Source organism: Verrucosispora sp. WMMD573, from assembly GCF_027497175.1.
Taxonomy (GTDB): domain Bacteria; phylum Actinomycetota; class Actinomycetes; order Mycobacteriales; family Micromonosporaceae; genus Micromonospora.
The window spans coordinates 4,183,270-4,205,781 of the sequence record NZ_CP114901.1 but is presented as its reverse complement, the minus strand read 5'-3'; the positions used below and the strand labels follow the sequence as shown (position 1 = coordinate 4,205,781).

Below are 22,512 nucleotides of genomic sequence, written 5' to 3'. Positions count from 1 at the left end.
GGCAGGCCGCCGTCGCCGGTCCGGTTCAGATCCGGCGTACCGGCAGCTGCAACTCGGTGACCCCCTTGTCGGCCTCCTCGGGCCAATAATCCACGTAGAGCTCGCGCGCGTAGCCGTCCGTCCGCCAGTCGTTCTCCTCGATCCAGCGGGCCAGCACCTGCATGCTGCGGTCGGCCGTGTCCATGGGGCCGTGGTGGATCGTCGTCGCCGCCGTGATCGCCGGCAGTTCCACCACGGCGACGCCACCGGCCGCCGCCTCGCCCTCGATACCCACCCCGGCATGCACGACCACGCCCTCGCCGTCGGCGGCCCGGTCGTACCAGGCAACGGCCGGCCCGGCCGGGTTGACCCCGGCTGCCTCCAGCCTGCGGAACAGCTCCGGGTAGAGCGGCGTCAGTACCGGACCGATGTCCGCGGGCTCGTAGCTGCGGGCAACGGCACTCAGCTCCGCGACCCGGATCGGTGGCACCTGCTTGAGCACGACATCCTGGCTGGTCATCCGACCCTCCGTCTCGATCATGTGGAGCCTCGCCTCGACACTGGACAGTCGAGTGGTGTCCGCCGCCACCTGGGCGGCCAACTGGGCCCGGCGCAGCCGTAGCATGCCCCGCAGCTCACCCAGGTCGACAGTCTCGTCGAGGATCGCCCGGACCTGGGCCAGGGTCAGCCCCAGGTCCTTCAGGGCGATCACCCGGTTGAGCCGACCCAGCTGGGCGGCGGTGTAGTAGCGGTAGCCGCTGTGCGGATCGACGACGGCCGGCGGTAGCAGCCCGATGCTGTCGTAGTGCCGCAGCATCCGTACCGACACCCGGCCCAGGCGGGCGAAGTCTCCGATGGTCAACATGGCTCCCCCACGATCGGCGCTGACACGGTGTCAGAGTCAAGCCCGGGCCACCGGACGCCGGCAACGGCTCAGCCGGGCAGTGGGGCCTCGTCGCCGCGGTTGCGGCGTGGGGACACCAGCCGGCGCATGATCGGGGTGGCGTTCCACTTCGCCGCGCCGACCAGGTCCCGGGCGTGTTCGAGCACGGTGTAGTCGGGCCGCACCCGCCCGGCGGCGAGCGCGGCGTCCAGGTCGTTGCCGCACCGCATCAGCACGCTGTCGAAGTCGCGGCGGACCGGCTCCAGCAGGTGATAGCCGAACGAGCGGTGCAGGCGTGCGAAGAGCGGCTTGTACAGCCGGGCCCGCTCGTGCAGCCCGGAGGAGTACGACATGGGGTTCTTCGGCCGACGCCGGATGTAGTCGGGCAGCACGTCGGCGAAGGCCCGCCGCACGATCCACTTCTCCTGGCCGTCCCGCAGCTTCAACTCGATCGGCAACCGCATCGCCAACTCGACGAGCGCGAGGTCGAGGAAGGGCACCCGGGCCTCGACGCCGAAGGCCATGCTGGTCCGGTCGACCCGTTGCAACTCCGTCCGGCACAGGTTGCGGATCTTGTGTAGGAAGAGACGCCGGGACGCCTCCGGGCCGACCTCGTGGTACATGGGGTAGCCGCCGAACAGCTCGTCCGACCCGTCTCCGGTGAGGACCACCTTGACGCCCAGCTCCCGCAGCCGCCGGAAGATCGGCACGGAGACGACCGCGTTGATGATGTCCCCGTACTCGGTCAGCTCGGAAATCCGGATCGCCTCCCGTACGTCGGCGAGCCGGATGTCGCGCGGGCGCAACTCCACCACCTCGTGTGCCACGCCGAGTTCCCTGGCCAACCGCCGGGCGTACACCAGATCCGGGCTCTCCGGCACCCCGACGGTGACGGCCACGCAGTCCGGGTGCAGCTGAGCCGCGTGCAGCAGCGCCAGCGAGCTGTCCAGTCCGCCGGAGAGCACCACGCCCACCGTCAGGTCGGTGTCCATCCGCACCCGGAGGCTGTCGGTGAGGGCGGCACGGACGAGCAGGGCGGCCTCGTCCGGGTCCGCCACCACCGGCCGGCCCGCGCCGAGGGCGAGCAGGTCCACGTACGGTCGCAGCTGCGGGTCACCTTCGGCGTCGGCCCAACCGTGGTGCCCCGGCGGCACCTCGCCCACCGGCGCGCCCAGCCGGACCAGCGCCTTGACCTCGCTGGCGAGGTGCAGGCATCCCGGTGTCCGCGCCCAGTACAGGGGCTTCACGCCGAGCGGATCCCGGACCAGGTACGCGCGCCCGGTGGCCCGTTCCACCACGACGAAGGCGTACTCGCCACGCAACCGGGTCACCACCCGCTCGCCCCAGTGCTCGAACGCGGCGAGCACCACCTCGGTGTCGCTGCCGCTGCGGAACCGGTGACCGAGGGCGGTCAGCTCGGTCCGCAGCTCATGGTGGTTGAAGACCTCGCCGTTGTAGCAGAGCAGCCAACGCTCGTCGGCGGAGACCCAGGGCTGCACGGCCCGCTCGCGGTCCACCACCCGCAGCCGCCGGGTGCCGGCGAGCAGACCGCTCTCGTGTCGGGTCTCGGTCACCTCGCCCCGTGGGGCGAGCGTGCCGAGCATTCGTCGGAAGATCGCCGGGTCCGCCTCCGGGCCGATGCTGAGCATGATCCCGCACACGGGTCAGCTCCCCATCTCGGCTTCGTACGCCCGGCGCAGCCGCAGCGTCGCCGACGGCGCGAGGCAGACGTGCCACGCCTGGCCCTCGTCCACCACGTTGATCTCGCCCGTCCGTTGCCGGTTCAGCAGCACCTCGGCCAGGGTGTCCCGGGTTCCGAAGCGGCGGTGCCACTCCATCTCCACGTCCACCGCCCAGCCCAGGCAGTGGCCGCTGGGCACCATCGCGGCGTACCCGAGGCGCCGCAACCGGTACTGGTGTTCGGCGCTGCGGACCAGGCTGGTCACCCACAGCGGTGGGGCACCCGCCGGGGTGGCGGCGGCGAACTCGCGACCGATCTCGTTGAGCAGGGCGATCACCTCACGACGGGCCCGGCGGAACAGCAACCCGGCGGTACGCGGCGTGGCGTCGGGCACCATCCGGCGGCGCAGCGCGCGCACGCCCCGGCCGACGACCGTGCGGGGCTGCTCGGTGTACTGGAACCGGAGCAGCCCTCGCCGCCGCAACCACTCCAGGTCGACCAGTTCGGCGCTGTGGTTGACCTCCGCGTCGGTGAGGAAGGTGGCGGCGTCGCGCCACCACATCACGTCGACGCGGGACAGCAGGTAGATGCGCACCAGCGCGGCCAGGTCAGCGGCGGAACTGCGCTCGTTCGGCTGGTACCGGGCCATCTCCAGCAGCAGAGTCTCGCGGGCTCCGATCAGACCCTGGGACGTGGCGTCGAGGACCTGCATGATGGCCGGTTCCCGCAGCCGCTGGTCGATCAGCACCTGACGCGCCTTCGCGCTGCTCACCCCGGCGAGCGCGCTCACCTCGACCAGCAGTTCGGCCACGGCGTCGCGGTAGGCCGCCAGGTCGGGCGGGGCTGCGGTGAGCGGGCGCACGGTACCCGGCGGGCGTCGACGGGCCGGGGTGACGGGGAGACCGGGTCGGTGTCCCGGGCTTCGGCTGGGCACTCGCATGATCGGTCCTCTCTGCCGCCGCGACGGTCGCCTGTGACAGAAAGTAATCGCACCAATCCGGATGAGCACGAGCAATACTCCTGTATCCCCCTAAGGCGTGCCAACCGCGCGGCCGGCCGCGCGGCCGGCGTACGCGGGCACCGTTGGCGGCGAAGGACGCGATGACCCGTCGCAGACGGCCCTCCTGCGGACCGCAGGTCGGCACGGTGACTGTCACGACCCGATGCTGGGCCCGGTGTCCGGGCACGTCGCCCTCGGCGACGCCGCGCACATGTTCGGGTGGTCGCCGCAGCGGACCGGGGAGCGTGATGAAAGGCTTGACCCATGAGTTCCACGCCCGTACTGCCCGACCCGTCCGCCGAGCCGCCCGCCTTCACGGAACTCGGCCTACGACCCGAACTGCTCGCCGCGCTCGCCGCGCTTGGGTACGAGGAGCCCACGCCGATCCAGCGGGAGGCGATCCCGCCGCTGCTGGGCGGCCGGGATCTGCTCGGGCAGGCGGCGACGGGCACCGGCAAGACGGCGGCGTTCGCCCTGCCGCTGTTGCAGCGGATGCCCGACGACCGGGCGGGCGACGACCCGCACGCGCTGGTGCTGGTGCCGACCCGGGAACTCGCGGTGCAGGTCTCCGAGGCGTTCCACCGCTACGGCAAGGATCTCGGTGCGCGGGTGTTGCCGATCTACGGTGGGCAGCCGATCGGTCGGCAGTTGCGGGCGCTGGACGCGGGCATCGACGTCGTGGTGGCCACTCCCGGCCGCGCTCTGGACCACATCGCCCGCGGCACGCTGCGGTTGGGCAACCTCGCCACGGTGGTGCTGGACGAGGCAGACGAGATGCTCGACATGGGCTTCGCCGAGGACATCGAGGCGATCCTGGAACACACCCCCGAGCAGCGGCAGACGGTGCTGTTCTCGGCCACCATGCCGGCGCGTATCGACGGGATGGCCCGAGCGCACCTGAGCGATCCGGTGCGCATCCTGATCGCCCGCGAGCAGCCGGTGGCCGGTGAGGCGCCCCGGGTACGGCAGAGCGCGTACCTGGTGGCGCGGGCGCACAAACCAGCGGCGCTGGGGCGGGTGCTGGACGTCGAGTCGCCCACCGCGGCGATCGTGTTCTGCCGTAGCCGGGAGGAGGTCGACCGGCTCACCGAGACGATGAACGGTCGCGGTTACCGGGCGGAGGCGCTGCACGGCGGCATGAGCCAGGAGCAGCGGGACCGGGTGATGGGGCGGCTGCGCGCTGGCACCGCCGACCTACTGGTCGCCACCGACGTGGCGGCCCGTGGGCTCGACGTCGAACAGCTCAGCCACGTGGTCAACTTCGACGTGCCGTCGGCGCCCGAGTCGTACGTGCACCGCATCGGTCGGGTGGGCCGAGCCGGCCGGGAGGGGGTGGCGATCACTCTGGCCGAGCCCCGGGAACACCGGATGCTCAAGACCATCGAACGGGTCACCGGGCAGCGGATCACGATCGACAAGATTCCCACGGTCGCCGACCTACGGACCCGTCGGCTGGAGCTGACCCAGGCCGCGCTGCGGGAAAGCCTGCTGGAGGACGACCTGGACCCGTTCCGGGTGATCGTCGAGACGCTCAGCGACGAGTTCGACCTGATGGAGGTGGCGCTCGCCGCCGTGAAGCTGGCCCACGAGGCGACGCTGCCCGGTTCCGACGAGGCCGAGGAGGAGATTCCTCAGGTCGCGGTCCGCCCGCCCCGGGAAGGACGGTCGGCGGGGTACGAGGGCCGGGGCGAGCGCCGTCCGGCGCGGCCCCGCACCGCCGGCACCACCCAGGTCTTCATCGGGGTGGGCCGGCGGGCCGGGGTGCGCCCGCAGGATCTGGTGGGCGCGATCACCGGGGAGACCGGGGTCCGGGGCCGGGACATCGGCTCGATCGAGATCGCCGATCGATTCTCCCTGGTGGAGGTGCCTGTCACTGTCGCCGACGAGGTCATCGCCGGGCTGCGGGGAAGCACCATCAAGGGTCGCAAGGCCACCGTCCGCCGGGACCGCGACGAGCGCCGCTGACCGCAGCGCCGTCCGTTGCCGGTCACTGGGGCACGACGAGCCGTCGGCGGTCGCCGGAAGCGACCGCCGACGGCGAGGTCACCGCGCGGGATATACGGGTCGTGCTGTCAGCTGCCAGCACTCTCGTGGACGGTGGGGAAGGTGAGGTCCTTCCAGCTGCCCGGGGTCTTCGAGATCATTCCGATCTCCTTCATGAAACCGGCGATGTCCTGGAGACCGTGCGGTTCGGTCGTGTAGGTGATCGCCGGGTTGGTGAGGTACTTCTCGAAGCTCTCCGGCGAGGTCTTTCCGCCGGAGTTCGTCGAGAGGTCGTTCGCCGCCGCGGCCGGGTTGTCCGCGAGCGCGCCGATCTGCTTCTCCAGGATCGAATAGAACTTCGTCGAGAACTCGGTGTTCTGCTCGTAGTACTCGTTCATCATGAACACGCCGTTGAACATGATCGGCCCGAAGAGGTCACTGCTCTTCAGGACGACGCGCATGCCCTGATCCTGCTCGTCGAACTGGAACGGCGGTGAGGTCAGGTGCCCGGCGATCTGGCCACTGACCAGATTCTGCAAGCCGTCCGGGTGAGACATCGGCACGATGTTGGTGTCGAGCGCCTTGGCGTCACCGAGCTGCGCCTGGGCTCCCTTGCGGAGGACCAGCGCCTGGATAGACGTCAACGAGGGCATTGCGATCTTGTCGGAGCCGGTGAAGTCACTGAGAGACTTGAGACGCTCGTCCTTGGCCATCAGCCACAGCTCCGCGTCGTTGAGTGAGGCGAGGTACCGCCAGTCGACGCCCTTGTCCCAGGCCAGAATCATCTGCGCCGCGCTACCCGCGCCGACCTGGATGTCGCCGGAGATCATGCCGTCCTGCACTGCGGCGCTGGACGACAACTCCGTCCACTCGAACGTTGTGTTGGGGAATTCCTTCTCCAGGGTGCCGCTCTGCTTGAGCAGGATGAGCGGAGCGTATGACAGGCCCGGCTGGTACGCGATGGTGACCTTGGCCGGCATACCGTCACTGGCCTGCTCGGTGGCTTCGTCGGAACCGCACGCGGTCGAGGTCAGCAGGAGCGCGGCAAGTGCGGCGACGGCGGTGAAACGGGATCGCCGAGCGGTTCGAGGCTTGGTTGAAGTCATGAAGTGAACCCCACCTTGTCTTGCTGGTAGTGGACGGGGGTGTGCGGTGGACAGTTGCGTTCCACCTGCGGTGGTGGTCACCGGAAGGCCGACGGGTCGGCGAGCCGGCTACGTCTTCATGCCCCATCGCACGACGGTACGCCGCTCGATGAGAATGAACACCATGTCAATCAGGAGACCGATGACAGCGATCGTCACCAGGCCGGCGAAAACGTCGGGGATGTCGAGGTAGTAACGGCTGTTGTTGATGAAGTAGCCGAGGCCGCCCCCACCGCCAGCAACGCCGAACACGAGTTCGGAGGCGACGATGGTGCGCCAGCCGAACGCCCAGGCGGTCTTCACCCCCGAGATGGTGTGCGGGAGAGCGGCGGGAAAGAGCACCTCGGAAATCATGCGCCAGCGCTTGAGGCCGATGTTGCGCCCCACCGCCAGAATCGTGCGGTTCGCCGTCCGAAAACCGGTATTGACATTGATGGCAATCGGCCAGATGACCGCGTTGGCGACCACGAAGACCAGCGCCGTTTCACTCAGCCCGAACCACAGGATAGCCAGCGGCAGCACAGCGATCGATGGCAATGGATTCAGCATCGAGGAGAAGACGACGAGCACGTCCTCCCCGAAACGCGTCCACACTGCGAGAGTGGTCAGCACGACCGCGATCAGACTGCCGAAGAGCATGCCGAGCAGCAGGACCCGCATCGTGGTGCCGGTCGATCGGAGCAGCTCGCCGTTCTGGAATCCGGCGACCAGGGCCTTGCCCACGTCCGCGGGCGAGGAGAACAGCAGGGGGTTGACGCCCGACACCGTGACGTAGAGCTGCCAACCGGTCAGCAGCAGGACGACAACGAGCACCCGTCGCAGCCATACCGGCATCGATCCCCACCGCCAGTCCCGCACCCGCCGCGGCGCGGCGTCGGTGGTGGTCGTCGGCGGCACCGGAGTCCCCCCGGCCGGCGTGATCGTCTGTTGTTCAGTCGGTGAACTCAGCGACATCCTCGTCTGCCTCCTTACCATCCCGGTGCAGCAGGCTGCCCAAGTGTGTCCGCACGCTTCGGTACTGCTCTGAACCGACCACCTTCGCCTCCTCGGTGATCGTCACAACCTCGCGGACGACCGAGGGCGGGTCGGTCAGCACGACGACGCGATCGCCGAGGACGATGGCCTCTTCGATACTGTGGGTGACGAACAGGATGGTCACCCCGGTACGCTTCGCGATGGCGTTGAGTTCGGCCTGGAGGCGGGCGCGGGTGAGGGCGTCCAGGGCGCCGAACGGCTCGTCCATCAGCAGCATGACGGGCTCCAGCGCGAACGCACGCGCGATCGCCACCCGCTGCTTCATGCCACCCGAGAGCTGGTGCGGGTGGCGGTCGAGAGCACGGCTCAGCCCCATCATCTCCAGATAGCGACGAGCCTGTTGCTCCGCTTCGGCCTTTGTGCGGCCGTTGCGGCGCAACGGGTACGCCACGTTGTCCAGTACGTCACGCCAGGGAAACAGCTGGTCGAACTCCTGAAACACGACCGCGCGGTCCGGCCCGGGAGCGAGTGTGCGTCGCCCGGCGACGGTGATCGTGCCGTCGGCGAGGTCCAGGAATCCCGCGATGGTCTTGAGAAGGGTCGACTTTCCGCATCCGGACGGGCCGATCAACATGATCGTTTCGCCGGCGGCGACGTCGAAACTCACGTCTGCCACGGCTCGGGTGAAGGCGCCGTTGACCCGATAGCCGATCGACGCGTGAGACACGCGGAGCAGCGTGTCCGGTCGCTCGCCGGGGTGCGGCACGCTCCGTTCCGGCTCGGTACGCGGCGGGGACGGTTGAACCATGCAGGGACTCCCTTGGACTCGTCGGCTAGGCGACTGGCTCCGGTTGGTGGCCGTGGTGTTGGAACGGTCGGGTCCGTTCGTCGGCGCGCTGACACGCCAGTCGGGGCCGACCTGGACAGGTCTCGCGCCGCTTGCGTCCTAGCCGCAGGTTCCGCGGACGACGCCGTGCTGCGTCGGAGTCACCGACCGGACGGGCACGGGAGCGAGCCGGTCATGGCGATCCAACCTTCAGGGCACCTGACGCTCGCACGTCGCCCTGCATTTCGACAGGTCCAGTGGGGGTGGCGGGGATCGCGGCATCTGCTGTCTCCAAGCTGACTGTGTCCTGCAGCACAACAGTTAACTCGGCGGTCATAGTGACGTCCAAGACGCTGCATCGATCCAACCGATAGGTCGTGCCTATCGTTGCGGGGCTGACGCCCACCCGAGGGCGCTCACTCGTCCGTACGTCGGCGATGCAGAGCCGTCCGGCCGAGGAATCCTCGCCAGTAGGCGTCACCTATGTGATCCCTCGCGAACCGGCACTGGACCTATCGGCGTCAGCCTGGTTGCATGTCGGCAGGTCAGGAAGATCTGATCATGAACTTCGGCGAAAGGTGTGCGCGCATGACACACCGCAGGTTCACCATGGCTGTATCCGACGACGGCCGCCACCGACCACTGCGGCGTCGTAGCGGTGCCCGGCACTGACCGGCGATGGACGCCCGCCAGCTGCGCTACTTTCTCGCCGTCGTCGATGCCGAGGGCTTCGGCAAGGCCGCCGAACGGCTCTACATCGCGCAACCGTCACTGTCGCAGGCCATCGCCGGCCTCGAACGCGAGCTGGGCGTTGCCCTGTTCCACCGGGTCGGCCGCGGCGTGGTACTCAGCGACGCCGGCAAGCAACTGATCGGCCCGGCCCGACAGGTCATCCGGGACCTGGCCACGGCCCAGGCGACCATCGACGCCATCAAGGGAGTCGCCCGAGGCCGGGTCGAGATCACCTCGATGCCCTCCGCAGGCATCCAGCCGCTGGCACCGATCATGCAACGATTCGCCGCCGCCCATCCAGACGTCACCGTCAGTGTCAACGCCGCCTTCGTACCCGACGAGGTCATCGACGCCGTGCGGACCGGGGCCGTCGAGATCGGCCTGCTCGGTGCGCCTGACCTCGTCCGGGTCGCGGAGCTCGACATCGTGGCCCTGGAGGACCAGCCGCTGATGCTCTTCACCGCTCCCGGTGGCCCCTTTCACGGGCGTGACCATGTCACCGCCGACGATCTCGACGGTCACCGGCTCATCGCTTCGCAGCCCGGTTCCCTCATGCGGCAGCTCGTCGATCACATCCTGGCCCAGGGCAGCCAGGCCCGGCTGGTCGCCGAGGTCGCCCACCGTACGTCGATCCTGCCACTCGTCCTTGCCGGGGTGGCCGACGCGATCCTGCCCGCCGCCTGGAAAGATCTGGCCATCAGGGCTGGCGCTGACGTGCTGCCAATTCGCCCCACGGCGCATCTCCGGGTCGTCATGGTCAGTCGCCGCACCCAGCTGACGCCCGCCGCCCGAGCGTTCATCGACGTCGCCCAGGCGTACCGCGCCGAGAGACGTGATCGGCCGGTCGCCTGACAGACCGGATCGGCACCCGGGCCGGGCCTCGTCGGTCGCGTACCAAATCGACCCGACTCCGGTCCATCTCGCCGGAGCCAGTCCGATAGGCCCCACCTATGGGAGTGGTAGACCCAGCGTGTTGGACGCCGTACCGGGGCCAACCCAAGGTTGATGGGGCTACCGATCCGGCAGCCCATCGTGCAGCAGCAACCCCGGGAGGCACCGTGCCCACCAGCAGGACAACATGTCTTGTGGCACCGGACAAGTTCAAGGGCTCCCTGGACGCGACAGGGGTCGCGCAGGCTCTACGAGCCGGGCTGCAGGACGTACGTCCGGAACTCGACGTCGGATGCCGGCCGATGGCCGACGGTGGGGATGGCACACTCGCGGTCCTGACTGCCGCCGGCTTCGAGCGGATCCCGGTCACGGTCGACGGGCCAACCGGCTGCACCGTGCAGACAAGCTACGCGGCCCGTGACACGACCGCGGTGGTCGAACTCGCCAACACATGCGGGCTCAGCCGGCTACCCGACAACGTTCCCGCGCCGTTGGACGCCTCGTCGTACGGGCTCGGGCAGGTCGTCGCCGCAGCGGTGCGCAACGGCTGCCGGGATCTCGTCATCGGTCTGGGGGGCAGCGCCAGCACCGACGGCGGCGCCGGCCTGCTCCAGGCACTGGGCGCCCGGCTGCTCGACGGCGATCAGCGGGAGGTCCGGCGCGGTGGTCGCTGGCTCGCCGACGTCTCCTCCGTCGACCTGGACCCGGCCCGCGAACTGCTCCAGGGCGTCTCCGTGACGGTGGCCGCCGACGTGGACAACCCGTTGCTCGGTGCCCGGGGCGCAGCCGCGACGTACGGTCCGCAGAAGGGTGCCGACCCCGCGCAGGTCCACCACCTCGAACACGCCCTGACCCGGTGGGCGACCGTGGTGGAGCAGAGCACCGGTACGCGACTGGCCTCGTCGCCCTCGGCCGGCGCCGCCGGTGGGGTCGGATTCGCCGCCCTGGCCCTCGGCGCGAGCGTCCGCTCGGGTATCGAACTTCTCCTGGAGTTGACCGACTTCACCCCGGCCCTGGCCACCGCACGGCTCGTGATCACCGGCGAGGGTCAGCTCGACCGGCAGAGCCTCGCCGGCAAGGCTCCCGTCGGGGTGGCCGCCGCGGCACGCTCCGCGGGTGTGCCGGTCGTCGCGGTGGCCGGTCAGTCGACGCTCGACGCCGCCGAACTCGCCGCCGCCGGCTTCGCCGGTGTCTACCTGCTCACCAGCGTCGAACCGGACGTCCACCGATGCCAGTCGAACGCCGCCGAGCTGCTCACCGAGATCGGACGACGGATCGCTCGGGACCATCTCACCGGGTGACGTCGGCGGGCGGTGCTGTAGCTGCGAGCGTCGCGGCTGATCAGGCGCGACGCGACGACTCATAGGAGCGCGCTATCGCGTCCAGAGGACACCGGTCTTGGACGTGGCGGCGATCACATTGGTTGAGTGAGTCGATCTCAGCCCCACCCGCGAGCACCCTCACCTTCCCCGTCCCTACTCCGTGCCTGCACCAGGCAATGAGGAGAAGCAATGAAACGAAGGTTGTTCCTCGCCTCGGCCACCGCGGTGTCCGGCGTCGCCATCGGTTCGACAGTCGCCGCCGCCCCGGGTTTCGCCTCCCACCTCGGTACCAGTTGGGCACCGCTGAAGGGCGGCAGACGCCTCTCGGATGCCGGCATCGCCGCCCGGTTGCGGCTGTTCGGCCCGGAGAACGTCGATCCTCGGACCGGCGCCTTTCCCCAGGAACGCGTCATCACATCCTGGCTGTCCAACTCGTCGTTCGCCGTGGCGGTCGGCGGACGGCTCGTCTACCTCGACACGTTCATCAGCCGGCTGGAGGTGGAACGGGGCCGGACGCCGCTGGTGATCGCCGACCTCATCGATGCCCGCCCGGACGCCATCCTGCTCGGTCATGGGCATGGCGACCACGCCGACAACGCGGCGTACATCGCGGCGATGACCGGGGCGACGATCTACGCCTCGGAGGAGACCTGTGCCGTGCTGGCCGCCGACTTCGCCCGGCTGAAGGCTGACCCGCTGGTCAACGCTGATCAGAAGACCCGGATCCCCGCCGACGCCGTCCTCCGGACCGTGCCGGTCACCAGCGCCGACTCCGTTCCCGGCACCGAGATGATCCGGCTCGACGTGCTCGAACCCTACGCCCAGGTGGTGGCCTTCCGGCACCTGCACTCGGTCGCGGTGCCGCAGGACCCGCAGTACCCGCCACCGCGTACCGAGATCCTCGTCGACCCGCGCGACGCGGCGCTCTTCCCGTCCGGCACATCCCTCACTCCGGGTTCCAGCCCGCAGCCCGGGCAGATGAACCTGCGTACCGGCGGAGGCTCCGGCGGCACCGTGAGCATCTACTTCCACATCACCCTGCGGCACGGCAGCAACTTCAGCTTCGGGTGGCAGAACACCGCGGGTGCCCTGAAGGAGGGCATCGGCAACGGCTGGTCCGGCACTCCCGAGGACGGCGAGCGCATCCGTGGCCGCCTCGCGTCGCTTCCCCAGACCGACCTGCACCTGGCGACCGCGTCGACGGCGAACTACACCAACAACGGCCTGCGCGACCTCATCCACTACCAGTCGGTCCTTCACCCACGCATCTTCGTGCCGAACCATCTGACCTCGGGCACCCGGACGCGGGAAGGCTGCTCCCTGGCCGTGTACGCCGGCTACCTGGAACAGATGGACCTCATGGAGGTGCCGGACGCCGACCGGCCGCACGTGCGGTGGGTCATCGACCCGGTCGACTATCTGCAGCCGCTCGCCTTCGACACCGACGACGACACGTGGCGCGATAAGAGCAAAAAGGACAGGATCAAGGCCCTGGACCGGATCAAGCTGGGCCGGCCCCGCGCGGTCAAGGCGTTCGTGGGTACGCAGCGCATGACGGCCGGCGAGCACACCCACAGCTGCGAGGTGTAGTGCGGCGGGATTCATAGGCTGCGCCAATGCAACCGATCGGATAGCGGTGTTGGACGCCTATGGAACATCCGGGTTCACTGATTTGTGCCTACCAACTGCCACGAGGCCGGAGTTGCCATGAGCAATCAGCACCGTTTCCGTATCGCCGCCATTCCCGCCGACGGTGTCGGTCGCGAGGTAGTCGCCGCTGGACGGGACGTCCTCGACGCGCTGGAAGCGCGCTCCGGTGGCCGTTTCGGATTCCACTGGGAGGAGTTCCCGTGGGGCTCGGACTACTATGCCGAGCATGGAGTCATGATGCCCGATGACGGTCTGGAAAAGTTGCGCAACTTCGACGCCATCTATTTCGGCGCCGTAGGGTGGCCCACCGTGGCTGACCACATCAGCCTGTGGGGTCTCCGCCTGCGCATCTGCCAAGGCTTCGATCATTGGGCGAATGTGCGGCCGGTGAACTTTCTGCCGGGCATCACCAGCCCGCTGCGCAAGGCCGACACCGTCGAACTCGATTGGGTCGTCGTACGCGAGAACACCGAGGGCGAATACGCCGGCCTTGGCGGACGCAACCTCTCCGCCCGCGGTGCGGGCGGAGAGGTTGCCGTCCAGTCTGCCCTGTTCACGGAGGTCGGGTGCGAACGGATCATGCGGTTCGCGTTCGATCTTGCCCGGACCAGGACCCGCAAGAAAGTGGCCAGCGTCACCAAGAGCAACGCACAGCAGTACGGCATGGTCCTCTGGGACGACACATTCCGGAGGGTTGCCGCCGATTATCCGGACGTCGAGACCGAGAGTGTTCTGGTGGATGCTATGGCGGCAAAGTTCGTCCTGCACCCCGAGGACCTCTCGGTGGTCGTCGCATCCAACCTGAATGCGGATATCCTCTCTGATCTCGGCAGCGCCTTGGCGGGCAGCCTCGGCCTCGCCCCGAGCGCCAACCTCAATCCCGAACGTCGGTATCCGAGCATGTTCGAGCCGGTGCACGGGTCCGCACCCGACATCGCTGGAATGGGAATCTGCAACCCCATCGGCGCCATCGGCAGCGCCGCCATGATGCTGACCCATCTCGGCCTGCCCGACGAGGCAAAGAAGATAAACGCCGCCATCGAGGCAACGACCGCGCAGGGTCTACTGACGCGGGATATTGGCGGCAACGCCAGCACCAAGGCCGTCACCGAGGCCATCATCAAGAATCTGCCGGACTGATCGCCGTACTCCGCCGCACAATCCCCGTGGGGGCCTGGACCGACCTGCCCAGGCCCCCACGGGTGTGTCTCAGGCTGCGGTCAGACGCTGACCATCGCCGCCGAGCGACACCGCGTCGATGTCCACCGGGCGCAGCGCCAGCGCGAGCACGTCGGCGACGTCGGCCAGGGTGTGCACGGTCAACGCCTCGCGAACCTCGGTCGGCAGGTCGTCCAGATCCGGTTCGTTGCGGGCCGGGATGATCACCTCGGTCAGGCCGGCCCGGTGTGCGGCGAGGAGCTTCTGCTTCACGCCGCCGATGGGCAGCACCCGCCCGGAGAGGGTCACCTCGCCGGTCATCCCGAACTCGGGGCGTACCGGCCGGCCGCTGGCCAGCGACGCCAGGGCGGTGACCATCGTGATGCCGGCGCTGGGCCCGTCCTTGGGCACCGCGCCCGCCGGGACGTGCAGGTGGATCCGCCGCCCGGCGAGGGCGTTCGGGTCCAGGCCGAGACGACGACCGTTGGCGCGCAGGTAGGACAGGGCGATGTGCGCCGACTCCTTCATCACGTCGCCGAGCTGGCCGGTGAGGGTCAGCCCCGGCTCGCCGTCCATGCTGGTCGCCTCGATGAACAACACGTCTCCCCCGGCGCCGGTGACCGCCAGCCCGGTGGCCACGCCAGGTGTCGCGGTGCGTTCCGCCGATTCCGGCGTGTGCTTCGGCCGGCCGAGGTAGCGGACCAGGTCGTCGGCGCCGACGCGGACGGGCGTCGGGTCGTCGGCCAGGGTCACGGCCACCTTCCGCATGATTTTCGCCAGGGCACGCTCCAGTTGTCGCACACCGGCCTCGCGGGTGTACTCCCCGGCGATCCGCGCCAACGCCGCGGCGTCCACGTCGACCTCGTCGGCGGTCAGCCCGGCCCGCTCCCGCTGGCGCGGCAGCAGGTGGTCGCGGGCGATGGCCACCTTCTCGTCCTCGGTGTACCCGTCCAGGGTGACAAGCTCCATCCGGTCCAGCAGCGGCCCGGGAATGGCCTCCGCCACGTTGGCGGTGGCCAGGAACAGCACATCGGACAGGTCGAGGTCGACCTCCAGGTAGTGGTCCCGGAAGGTGTGGTTCTGCGCCGGGTCGAGCACCTCCAGCAGGGCCGCGGCCGGGTCGCCGGCGTACCCCACGGAGACCTTGTCCACCTCGTCGAGCAGCACCACGGGGTTCATCGAGCCCGCCTCGCGCAGCGCCCGGACGATCCGTCCGGGCAGTGCCCCCACGTAGGTACGGCGGTGTCCGCGGATCTCGGCCTCGTCGCGGATGCCGCCGAGGGAGACCCGGACGAACGTCCGGCCGAGTGCCCGGGCGACCGACTCGCCGAGGCTGGTCTTGCCGACGCCGGGCGGGCCGGCGAGGGCCAGTACGGCACCGGAGCCGCGACCGCCGACCACCCCGAGATCACGTTCGGCGCGCCGGTTGCGCACCGCCAGGTACTCCAGGATGCGGTCCTTGACGTCGGCCAGGCCGGCGTGGTCGGCGTCGAGCACGGCCCGCGCCGCAGCCAGATCCGTGTTGTCCTCGGTACGCGTGCTCCACGGCATCTCCAGCACCGTGTCGAGCCAGGTACGGATCCAGCCCGCCTCCGGCGAGGCGTCGCTGGCCCGCTCCAGCTTCCCGACCTCCCGCAGGGCTGCCTCGCGTACCTTCTCGGGCAGGTCGGCGGCCTCGACGCGGGCCCGGTAGTCGGCCGAGCCGTCCGGGGCGTCCTCGCCGAGCTCCTTGCGGATCGCGGCGAGTTGCTGACGCAGCAGGAACTCCCGCTGCGACTTCTCCAGCCCCTCGCGGACGTCGGAGTTGATCTGCTCGGTGACCTCCTGCTCGGCCAGGTGGTCCTTGACCCAGCCGACGAGCAGTTCCAGCCGGGCCGTGACGTCCGGGGCGGCCAGCAGTTCGGTCTTCTGCCCCAGGCTCAGCCACGGCGCGTAGCCGGCCGAGTCGGCCAGCTCGCTGAGGTCGGTCATCCGCTCCACCGCGTCGATGACCTGCCACGCGCCGCGTTGCTGGAGTACGGAGGTGACCAGAGGGCGCGGTACTCGCGGGCCAGTTCCCGGGCTTTGCCGGCCGGAGCCGGTTCGTCGATTTCGGACGCCTCGACCCACAGCGCCGCGCCGGGACCGGGCACCCCGGAGCCGATACGGGCGCGGGCGAGGCCGCGAATCACGGCGGCCGGTTCGCCGCTGGGAAGCCGACCGACCTTCTCGATGGTCGCGATCGCGCCGACTGAGCCGTACTCGCCGTCCAGGCGGGGCACGGCGAGCAGCTTGCGGTCGCCGGAGGCACGGGCCGCGTCGACCGCGGCCTGGGTGGTCGGGTCGAGGGTCACCGGAATGACCATGCCGGGCAGTAGTACGGCGTCGGTCAGTGGAAGTACCGGAAGAGTTGCCATCGAACACCTGCTATCGCATATGAGTTGAGCGTGTCTGGCTCAAGTCGCGCCGGGCCTCGGTTGTTCCGTCATGTGACCCAGCACACGACGCGGGTCGGCCGAGGCTCGCCAGGGGTGGACCTTGCCCACGCCGAGCAGATCCGAAATCGGGGATTTCGATGTCACGCAAAACGCGAACCGCCGCAGGGCGCGCTTTTGTTGCGTAATTGCCGGACGATCAGTCAAACTTTGAGCACACCCCGCCAGACACAGGGAGTAATCGACGATGGCCAAACAAGTAATCACGGTGCTGACTGACGACCTCGATGGCGGAAAGGCCGACCGTACGGTCGAGTTCAGCCTGGATGGCGTGGCGTACACGATCGACGTTTCCGACGAGAACGCGGGTGTCCTGCGGAAGGCGTTGGATCCGTTTATCAATGCCGGCCGGCGACTCGGCCGTGGTGCCGCCGACACGGGCCGTAACCCACGTCGTGGCATCGGTTCGGCCACGCCCGGAATGAACCGCGAGCAGAACCGCGCCGTCCGCGAATGGGCGGTCCGGAACGGCTACAAGATTTCCGAGCGGGGTCGCATCCCGGTCGAGGTGGTCGAGGCGTACAAGAACCGCTGAGCAGCGGGAATGTCGCTCTGGCGCGGTTAGGGATCGGGTCACGGCAGGATTGCGCCGGCTTTCCTACATGCAGCGGGGCCGCCCGGAGAATTCTCCGGGCGGCCCCGCTGTTCGGGCTCAGCCCACGACCGCAGCCATCGGCGTCAGTTGACCTGGATGCGCACCGCGTCGAAGGCGGGGGTCTGGTTGGCCCGCTCCGACATCGGGATGCGGTGCGAACCGTCGCCGGCCCAGACAGCGCACTGCGCGGTGCCGGAGTCCGGCAGGCCCGGGATCTGGATGGTGACCTGGTCCGGCTGGGCGCCGCCGCCGCCGTCCTCAGTGGCGACGAAGAAGGCCGGCACCGGCTCGGGCGCGGGCGCCTCATCCGTGTTGTTCAGCATCCGGCAGGCGGTGTGGAAGTGACCGCGGGTCAGGCCCTCACCGTTGAGCAGCGAGCTCTCCAGGTAGTAGCCGCCCTGGCCGGCCGGGAGGAACCGGTCCCGGATCAGGTTGCGGGTGCTGACCTGGATCGAGAAGCCCTCGTTGCGATTGATCTGCTGCGGGAAGTCGGTGATCAACAGCGACGGGTTGTTGGCCGCGGCACCAACCTCACCGAAGGCGGTGCTGATGCAGCGGTTGCCGTTCTGGAAACCGTCGTGCGCCTGGAGCTGGCTGTTGTCACAGTTGTTCGCCAGCACGTCGAGGCCGTTGTTGTTGCCGCCGTCGTTACCGCCGTTGTCACCGCCGTTGTTGTCACCGCCGTCGGTGCCGCCGTCGTTGTTGTCGACCGGCTGCACCTGGCAGGTGGCGAGGTTGCCGAGGCCGCGTGGCCGGGGGCCGAAGCGGTCGATGGCGATCGTGATCCGGCCCAGAGTCGCTCGACGCTTGCTGGCCAGCGGATTGAGGATGGCGTTACGAATGAACCCCTCACCGCGGTCACCCTCCGCGGCGAGCCGCTCGTCCGCCTCGGTGATCTGGGTCTGCAACGCGTTCAGGTTGCGGTCCACCTCGGCACGGGCCCGGTCGGGCACCTGCGGGAGTCGGCTGACCACGTCCGGACAGGCCACCGCGAAAGCGCCGGCGGTCGCGCCGTCGGTGCCGTCCCTGGTCTCCTGACACTCCTCGACGGTCTGCTGTCCGTCGCCCCAGTGGTTGACCACCCAGCGGCCGTTCTGCCAGGTGCGGGTCGTGGTGGCGCCCCGAGCGGCCGGCGCGGTGGCACCGGGGCTGGGTGCGACACATTCGGCCGCCACCGGTCGCTTCTGCTGGTGTGACCGTCGGTCACCGGCCGACGAGATCTGGGTCACGGCGACGACGCCGCCGAAGACAGCGAGAGTGGCGCCAACGGCCAGAAGTCGCTTGGTCCGCGCGTTACCGGTTGGTCGGCGCGACCGGGTTGACCTGCGCATCGAATTGCTCTCCTTCTCGATCCGGTTCCTGATTCGTGACTCGACGGACCGAACGGAATCTTGGTGGCGCGCTCGACGGGGACCGCCTGAACGCACCGGTGGCACGTCGACGAACGACGATGCCCTTTCCGCACCGTCTGCCGCACCTGCCGGTGCGGGTTGGGGAGATCCTGTCCATTCGCGGTGAGGTACGGGTGCGCTCCGACGGCGGTTCAAAGGCCGCCAACTTTTTTCCGATGTTTCTTTCCGCGCCCGGCCGGTCACCGTCCGCCCTTGGTCGACGAACGCTCAGGATGCGGTCACCGCTGGCAGAGATGGTCGTAGGCGAAATCGCCGACGAGTTCGTCGCGTCGGTCCCGCAGCCGCCGGATGTCGGCCAGCAGATCCCCGAGTGGCAACAGTGTCGGCACGCCGGCCTCGATGGTCCGCAGTCGCTCGCCTATCGCGAGGACGGCCAGGTCCTCGGCGAGCCGGGCGGGTTCGACGCCACAGGAGAGGCCGTACGCGTGCACGGTCACCCGCTCCACCAGCACCTCGCCCGAACGCACCTCGGCCCAACCCCAACCCTCGGCCGGCCCCCGCGTCCAGCACACGTGCAACCCGCGCAGGATCGGATCGGTCAGCCGACGTGCCACGTACGCCTGCACCGCTTCGGCGCGGGCGAGCGCGCCGAGGTCGTTGACCGCGCCCTCACGTCCGTCGGGTAGCCGGCCGACGATGTCCCGGAACCCGACGTCCGCCACGTCAGAACCGGCGGCACCGGCGGCGTACCGGCGGGCGTCGACGAGGTACCCGACGATCCGCGCCCCGTGTCCGGTGCCGGGCAGGGTGGCGGAGACGACCCGGAGCAACGGCAGCCCGATCGCGGCGGCGACCACCTCGGTGGTCCGCTCGGCCCGCCGAGCGGTGGCGTCGGTCGACGGCGACCGGAACTCGACGGCGAACTCGGGCCGTCCGGTCGCCGCCGTGCAGACCACATGGTCGAACAGCGTCCGGCTGGCCGTGTTCCACTGGCTCGCGGTCAGACCCGGCGGCCGACGCCGGACGATCTCGCCCAGGCGTAGCCCGACGTGTACCCGCTGCTCCGCCCGGATCAGCACGGGGCCACGCCCGGCTTCCTCCGGCACCTGCGACAGCACGCGATCGTCTTCACCGGTCATCGTCGTACCCATGAGTCCTCGTCAACCTCTCCCTGCCGGCCGGCAGCGGCCCGCACGGCCGGCCGACGGCGCGTGAGCAGCTCGACAACGCTCTCCTGCCGTCGGCCGACCGAGTCTAGGATGACGATCATGCCGGCGGCTCCCCCGACGGGCTGGCGGTGACCGGACGGTGGTCCACGCCGGACCACTCGGCAGCCGGGTCGAGGAGGTGGACGGGTGCGGGTGGTGTCCCTGGTGCCGTCGCTGACCGAGGCGGTGGCGGCGACCCTGCCCGGTCTGCTGGTCGGTGCCACCGACTGGTGCACCCACCCGGCGGACCTGGACGTGCCACGGGTGGGCGGCACCAAGTACCCGGACCTGGACCGGATCCGCGCGCTCCGTCCCGACCTGGTCCTGCTCAACGTCGAGGAGAACCGACGGGCGGACGCCACCGCCCTGGCCGCGGCGGGGATACCGACCCGGGTGACCTATCCCCGCACAGTGGATGGTGCGCTGACCGAGCTGACCGACCTTCTTCGTGAGCTGGGAACGGCAGCGGAGCCGCGGTGGCTGACGGAGGCCCGGCGAGCCTGGGCCGCGCTACCGGGCACGCCGGTCCCCCGACGCGCGGTGGTGCCGGTCTGGCGGCGACCCTGGGTGGTGCTCGGCGCCGACACCTTCGCCGGGGATCTGCTGCGCCGGCTCGGCATCGACAACCCGTACGGCGAGCAGCCGGAGCGGTATCCACGACCGACCCTGCCGCAGCTGCGGGACCAGACGCCGGAGCTCGTCGTGCTGCCGGACGAGCCGTACCGCTTCACCCGCGACGACGGGCCGGAGGCCTTTCCCGGCATTCCCTGCGCCCTGGTGTCCGGTCGGCACCTGACCTGGTACGGCCCGTCGTTGGCGGAGGCTCCCGCACTGCTGTCCGCCCAGCTCGCCGATCTCTACGTCGCCCGCTGACCGCCGCGACGGACGGTCGTGCGGATCCGGCACCGGTCACGGGTCCCGGTGAAGACGGGTCGAAGGTCCCGGCCGGCCACGGCCCGCCGGCCCTGATCGCCGCCCGCGTCCCGGGCGTCCAATGGAACTGCCACCGGAACACGCGGTGCGAAGCAGCGAAGGGACGTGGACATGATGACCGCGATGATCGAGCGGAACACCGCCGCCAAGACCCCGGTGGCCGAGACCAACCAGGAGCAGAACCTCCGCACCCGGGCCACCCGCTACCTGCTCGCCGGGCTCCGCCTGGCGCTCGGTTGGGTCTTCCTCTGGGCCTTCCTGGACAAGGTGTTCGGCCTGGGGTTCGCCACCGAGGCGAAGAACGCCTGGATCAACGGGGGCAGCCCGACCGAGGGCTTCCTCAGCTTCGGTGCCGCCGGCCCGTTCCAGGGCTTCTACAACGGCATCGCCGGCGCCGTCTGGGCCGACTGGCTCTTCATGATCGGCTTGGCCGCCATCGGTACCGCACTGCTGCTCGGCATCGGGGTGCGCGTCGCCGCCGCGACCGGCGGTCTGCTGCTGGTGCTGATGTGGACGGCCGTGCTGCCCCCGGAGAACAACCCCTTCATGGACGACCACCTCGTCTACGCCGGCGTGCTGGCCCTGCTCGCGGTGGCCAACGCCGGTGACACCTGGGGGCTCGGCCGCACCTGGGCCCGGCTGCCGATCGTCAAGCGGTTCGGCTGGCTCCGCTGACCCTGATCACCTCCCCCACGGCGGGCGTCACCTACGGTGGCGTCCGCCGCACCGTGTCCCGTCCGGCTCGGCCATTGCTGGCCCGCAGCGGTCCACGGGGCGTCGGGCCGTAGCATCCGGCAGGATTGTGCTGAGATGCAACCGACGCACCAGGAGAAGCCGCATGAACCAGGCAGCGAGCAAGCCCGAGATCGGCCCGATCGAGGGCGCCCCGCCGGCCGACCTCGTGATCGAGGAGATCACCGTGGGCGAGGGGCCGGAGGCCCAGCCCGGGCAGGTGGCCCGCGTGCACTACGTCGGGGTGTCCCACTCCACCGGCGCGGAGTTCGACGCCTCCTGGAACCGGGGTGAGCCGTTCGACTTCCCGCTCGGCGGTGGACGGGTCATCGCCGGCTGGGACCAGGGCGTGGTGGGGATGCGCGTCGGCGGCCGACGCCGGCTGACCATCCCGCCGCACCTCGGGTACGGCAGCCGGGGCGCCGGTGGCGTCATCAAGCCCAACGAGACCCTGGTCTTCGTGGTCGACCTGCTCGGCGTCCGCTGACCGCACGCGTCCGGCGCCGGCCCCGTGCCCGGCGCCGGACGCGCCGTTCGGACGGCGCACCGGTTGCGCCGCCGACGGGTGGCACGCCGACCGGTCACGCCGCGGCGAGCACCCGCTCCGGTGTCGTGCCGACGACCGGGATGACCCGCCCCAGGCCGGTGGCCCGGAGCACCCGCTCCACCAGCGGCGGCGGGTCGAGCAGCACCAGGTTGCCGCCCTGCGACCGCACCCAGAGCCGAGCCGCGACCAGGGTGCGGACCCCGGCAGCTGACAGCAGCCGGACGCCGGACAGATCCACCCGCAACTCGGTGCGGGTGGGGGCCGCCCAGAGCGCGGCGCGGAACGCCGCGACCGTGGCAATGTCGATCACACCGACCACGCGAACGCACACCGCGTCGTCGGACACGACGGTCTCGACGTGGAACCGTTCCTCGCGCTCTCGCATACGACGAACCTATCCCTCGCCACCGACACTTCCACCCTGCCCGAAGGCGGTTCCGGGTAAG

18 protein-coding genes and 1 pseudogene are annotated in these 22,512 nt (G+C 69.9%); 9 read left to right on the top strand and 10 right to left on the bottom strand.

From position 1 onward, the window contains the following. Positions 1-25: 25 nt before the first annotated feature. From O7601_RS19085 to O7601_RS19075, 3 genes are all read right to left on the bottom strand, one after another. Complete coding sequence (locus O7601_RS19085; RefSeq protein ID WP_281562463.1) at positions 26-844, bottom strand: MerR family transcriptional regulator; 819 nt, start codon at positions 842-844, stop codon at positions 26-28. 68 nt (positions 845-912) lie between these two features. Continuing rightward, positions 913-2,523 (bottom strand): asparagine synthase-related protein, encoded by a 1,611-nt coding sequence (locus O7601_RS19080; RefSeq protein WP_281562462.1) that lies wholly within the window; start codon positions 2,521-2,523, stop codon positions 913-915. Positions 2,524-2,526: 3 nt separating this feature from the next. After that, entirely contained in the window at positions 2,527-3,483 is a 957-nt protein-coding gene (locus O7601_RS19075; protein WP_281562461.1) for a DUF5715 family protein, read from the bottom strand. 324 nt (positions 3,484-3,807) lie between these two features. Here O7601_RS19075 and O7601_RS19070 point away from each other — a divergent pair, with 324 nt between their 5' ends. Next, complete coding sequence (locus O7601_RS19070) at positions 3,808-5,508, top strand: DEAD/DEAH box helicase (RefSeq protein WP_281562460.1); 1,701 nt, start codon at positions 3,808-3,810, stop codon at positions 5,506-5,508. 107 nt (positions 5,509-5,615) lie between these two features. On the opposite strand, the gene O7601_RS19065 is transcribed toward O7601_RS19070, so the two are convergent. The 3 genes from O7601_RS19065 to O7601_RS19055 form a co-directional block, all read right to left on the bottom strand. Next, positions 5,616-6,632, bottom strand: coding sequence for an ABC transporter substrate-binding protein (locus tag O7601_RS19065; protein ID WP_281562459.1), 1,017 nt, complete (start codon positions 6,630-6,632; stop codon positions 5,616-5,618). A 108-nt stretch (positions 6,633-6,740) separates the two neighbouring features. Further along, positions 6,741-7,625 carry an ABC transporter permease gene (locus O7601_RS19060; protein WP_281562458.1) on the bottom strand — a complete coding sequence of 295 codons (885 nt, stop codon included), beginning with the start codon at positions 7,623-7,625 and terminating at the stop codon, positions 6,741-6,743. Beyond that, positions 7,603-8,412, bottom strand: a complete 810-nt coding sequence (locus O7601_RS19055) for an ABC transporter ATP-binding protein (protein WP_281562457.1) — start codon at positions 8,410-8,412, stop codon at positions 7,603-7,605. Before O7601_RS19055 ends, O7601_RS19060 begins: the two co-directional genes overlap by 23 nt. 738 nt (positions 8,413-9,150) lie before the next feature. Between O7601_RS19055 and O7601_RS19050 the strand changes: the two genes are divergently transcribed. From O7601_RS19050 to O7601_RS19035, 4 genes are all read left to right on the top strand, one after another. Beyond that, the gene (locus O7601_RS19050; protein ID WP_164447332.1) at positions 9,151-10,056 is read left to right on the top strand and encodes a LysR family transcriptional regulator; all 906 of its coding nucleotides are present in this window, start codon (positions 9,151-9,153) and stop codon (positions 10,054-10,056) included. Between the two features lie 233 nt (positions 10,057-10,289). Further along, positions 10,290-11,396, top strand: coding sequence for a glycerate kinase (locus O7601_RS19045; protein WP_281562456.1), 1,107 nt, complete (start codon positions 10,290-10,292; stop codon positions 11,394-11,396). A gap of 210 nt (positions 11,397-11,606) precedes the next feature. Beyond that, entirely contained in the window at positions 11,607-13,007 is a 1,401-nt protein-coding gene (locus O7601_RS19040; protein ID WP_281562455.1) for a hypothetical protein, read from the top strand. Positions 13,008-13,124: 117 nt separating this feature from the next. Further along, positions 13,125-14,207 carry a tartrate dehydrogenase gene (locus O7601_RS19035; protein WP_164447335.1) on the top strand — a complete coding sequence of 361 codons (1,083 nt, stop codon included), beginning with the start codon at positions 13,125-13,127 and terminating at the stop codon, positions 14,205-14,207. Between the two features lie 69 nt (positions 14,208-14,276). On the opposite strand, the pseudogene lon reads toward O7601_RS19035, so the two are convergent. After that, a pseudogene (gene lon, locus O7601_RS19030) lies at positions 14,277-16,621 on the bottom strand (endopeptidase La). 265 nt (positions 16,622-16,886) lie between these two features. Between lon and O7601_RS19025 the strand changes: the two are divergent. After that, positions 16,887-17,234 carry an Lsr2 family protein gene (locus O7601_RS19025; protein ID WP_281562454.1) on the top strand — a complete coding sequence of 116 codons (348 nt, stop codon included), beginning with the start codon at positions 16,887-16,889 and terminating at the stop codon, positions 17,232-17,234. Positions 17,235-17,377: 143 nt separating this feature from the next. On the opposite strand, the gene O7601_RS19020 is transcribed toward O7601_RS19025, so the two are convergent. Together O7601_RS19020 and O7601_RS19015 are read right to left on the bottom strand one after the other, a co-directional pair. Beyond that, entirely contained in the window at positions 17,378-18,625 is a 1,248-nt protein-coding gene (locus O7601_RS19020; protein WP_281562453.1) for a hypothetical protein, read from the bottom strand. Positions 18,626-18,924: 299 nt separating this feature from the next. Beyond that, on the bottom strand, positions 18,925-19,797 hold the full coding sequence (locus tag O7601_RS19015; RefSeq protein WP_281562452.1) for a DUF2726 domain-containing protein: 873 nt from the start codon (positions 19,795-19,797) through the stop codon (positions 18,925-18,927). A gap of 204 nt (positions 19,798-20,001) precedes the next feature. On the opposite strand from O7601_RS19015, the gene O7601_RS19010 reads away from it, so the two are divergent. The 3 genes from O7601_RS19010 (at position 20,002) to O7601_RS19000 (ending at position 22,006) form a co-directional block, all read left to right on the top strand. After that, the gene (locus tag O7601_RS19010; protein ID WP_281562451.1) at positions 20,002-20,727 is read left to right on the top strand and encodes a helical backbone metal receptor; all 726 of its coding nucleotides are present in this window, start codon (positions 20,002-20,004) and stop codon (positions 20,725-20,727) included. A gap of 165 nt (positions 20,728-20,892) precedes the next feature. Then, positions 20,893-21,462 carry a hypothetical protein gene (locus O7601_RS19005; RefSeq protein WP_281562450.1) on the top strand — a complete coding sequence of 190 codons (570 nt, stop codon included), beginning with the start codon at positions 20,893-20,895 and terminating at the stop codon, positions 21,460-21,462. A gap of 163 nt (positions 21,463-21,625) precedes the next feature. Then, positions 21,626-22,006 (top strand): FKBP-type peptidyl-prolyl cis-trans isomerase, encoded by a 381-nt coding sequence (locus tag O7601_RS19000; protein ID WP_281562449.1) that lies wholly within the window; start codon positions 21,626-21,628, stop codon positions 22,004-22,006. A 94-nt stretch (positions 22,007-22,100) separates the two neighbouring features. Here the strand turns inward: O7601_RS19000 and O7601_RS18995 are convergent, their stop codons facing one another. After that, the gene (locus O7601_RS18995; protein WP_281562448.1) at positions 22,101-22,451 is read right to left on the bottom strand and encodes an anti-sigma factor antagonist; all 351 of its coding nucleotides are present in this window, start codon (positions 22,449-22,451) and stop codon (positions 22,101-22,103) included. Between the last annotated feature and the right edge of the window lie 61 nt (positions 22,452-22,512).

Coding starts and splice junctions, on each gene's coding strand:
- O7601_RS19085 (WP_281562463.1), bottom strand. CDS start 844: ATGTTGACCATCGGAGACTTCGCCCGCCTGGGCCGGGTGTCGGTACGG.
- O7601_RS19075 (WP_281562461.1), bottom strand. CDS start 3,483: ATGCGAGTGCCCAGCCGAAGCCCGGGACACCGACCCGGTCTCCCCGTC.
- O7601_RS19070 (WP_281562460.1), top strand. CDS start 3,808: ATGAGTTCCACGCCCGTACTGCCCGACCCGTCCGCCGAGCCGCCCGCC.
- O7601_RS19065 (WP_281562459.1), bottom strand. CDS start 6,632: ATGACTTCAACCAAGCCTCGAACCGCTCGGCGATCCCGTTTCACCGCC.
- O7601_RS19060 (WP_281562458.1), bottom strand. CDS start 7,625: ATGTCGCTGAGTTCACCGACTGAACAACAGACGATCACGCCGGCCGGG.
- O7601_RS19050 (WP_164447332.1), top strand. CDS start 9,151: ATGGACGCCCGCCAGCTGCGCTACTTTCTCGCCGTCGTCGATGCCGAG.
- O7601_RS19040 (WP_281562455.1), top strand. CDS start 11,607: ATGAAACGAAGGTTGTTCCTCGCCTCGGCCACCGCGGTGTCCGGCGTC.
- O7601_RS19035 (WP_164447335.1), top strand. CDS start 13,125: ATGAGCAATCAGCACCGTTTCCGTATCGCCGCCATTCCCGCCGACGGT.
- O7601_RS19025 (WP_281562454.1), top strand. CDS start 16,887: ATGGCCAAACAAGTAATCACGGTGCTGACTGACGACCTCGATGGCGGA.
- O7601_RS19020 (WP_281562453.1), bottom strand. CDS start 18,625: ATGCGCAGGTCAACCCGGTCGCGCCGACCAACCGGTAACGCGCGGACC.
- O7601_RS19015 (WP_281562452.1), bottom strand. CDS start 19,797: ATGGGTACGACGATGACCGGTGAAGACGATCGCGTGCTGTCGCAGGTG.
- O7601_RS19000 (WP_281562449.1), top strand. CDS start 21,626: ATGAACCAGGCAGCGAGCAAGCCCGAGATCGGCCCGATCGAGGGCGCC.
- O7601_RS18995 (WP_281562448.1), bottom strand. CDS start 22,451: ATGCGAGAGCGCGAGGAACGGTTCCACGTCGAGACCGTCGTGTCCGAC.